Here is a 1,417-nt window from a genome sequence, read left to right on the forward strand (position 1 = left end):
CTTGGTGTTTAACCTCGGCCGTTCACCTGACCTGCTGATCTTGGTTCGTTCCCGGGACAGCAGGGCGGCCGTTCTTCACGCTTCGAGGTGTCGAGCAACGTCACGTGAAGGAACGGCCGCTGGTGAAGAGTCTCGCCGCTGAACAGTCCGCCGACGCCGCGTTGGGCGTCCTGTCCCACTTTCGTGTCCAGTTCTACGACTGCCCCTACACCCGGGCGGATGCCCTCTTCGAGCTCACCGAGGCGGTGCTGTGCTCGGACGGCCCGGTCACCTCGCTGGTCGAGTTGACGCTCACGGCCGAGCACCGGCGCGGGCACGGAGCGATGTACGACGCGGTCAACCACGGCTGGCTGGAACCGCGCCGCCTGCGCAGGCTGCTTGCCTCCACGCCGCTGCCGCGTGCCGCCGACGGGCGGATCGTGCTCGCGGTGGACGTGAGCAACTGGCTGCGACCCGACGCCCCCACCAGCCCGGAGCTGCTGTTCTGTCACGTCTACGGACGGGGCCGCAGCGCGGATCAGTTCATCCCCGGCTGGCCCTACTCCTTCGTCGCCGCGCTGGAGACGGGACGCACGTCCTGGACGGCCTTGCTGGACGCGATCAGGCTGGGGCCGGCCGACGATGCCACCGCAGTGACCGCCACCCAGCTGCGCGAGGTGGTCACCCGGCTGGTGCACGCCGGGCAGTGGCGGCCGGGCGACGCGGACATCCTCGTCGTCATGGACACCGGCTACGATGTCACCCGCCTCGCCCACGTCCTGGCCGACCTGCCCGTCGAGCTGGTCGGCCGGCTCCGCTCGGACCGCGTCATGCTCCGGGACGCCGGACCGCGCCGCTCCACCCCGCGCGGCGGACAGCCCCGCAAGCACGGCGGCGTCCTCACCTTCTCCAAGCCGGCCTCCTGGCACACCCCCGACCAGGCCACGACGTGCGACACCACCCGCTACGGCACGGCCGAAGCCCTCGCCTGGGACCGGATGCACCCCCGCCTGCAGGCCCGTGGCCCCTGACTCGACCACTGCGGTGAACTCCCTTTGATTCACGGCACGTTGATCCGGCTGAAGGTCGAGCACCTGCCCGGCGACCGCGACCCGAAGCCGGTGTGGCTGTGGTCCTCGCGCACCGGCATGACCGGCCAGGACGTCGATGTCCGCTGGCAGGCGTTCCTCCGCAGGTTCGATCTTGAACACACTTTCCGGCTGTTCAAACAGACCCTGGGCTGGACCGTCCCCAAGGTCCGCGACCCGCACACGGCCGACCTGTGGACGTGGCTGATCATCGCCGCCCACACCCAACTCCGCCTCGCCCGGCCCCTCGCCGAGGATCTTCGTCGACCCTGGGAGCGGCCGGCGCAGCCTCGTCGGCTCACCCCTGCCCGGGTCCGCCGGGGGTTCCGCCACCTCCGCGTGAAGACCGC

General features: G+C 70.7%; 1 pseudogene. It reads left to right on the top strand.

From position 1 onward, the window contains the following. Positions 1–161 precede the first annotated feature (161 nt). Positions 162–1,417: pseudogene (locus ABD374_RS31600) on the top strand (NF041680 family putative transposase); the annotation flags it as partial.

The organism is Streptomyces enissocaesilis (assembly GCF_039533765.1).
Taxonomy (GTDB): domain Bacteria; phylum Actinomycetota; class Actinomycetes; order Streptomycetales; family Streptomycetaceae; genus Streptomyces; species Streptomyces enissocaesilis.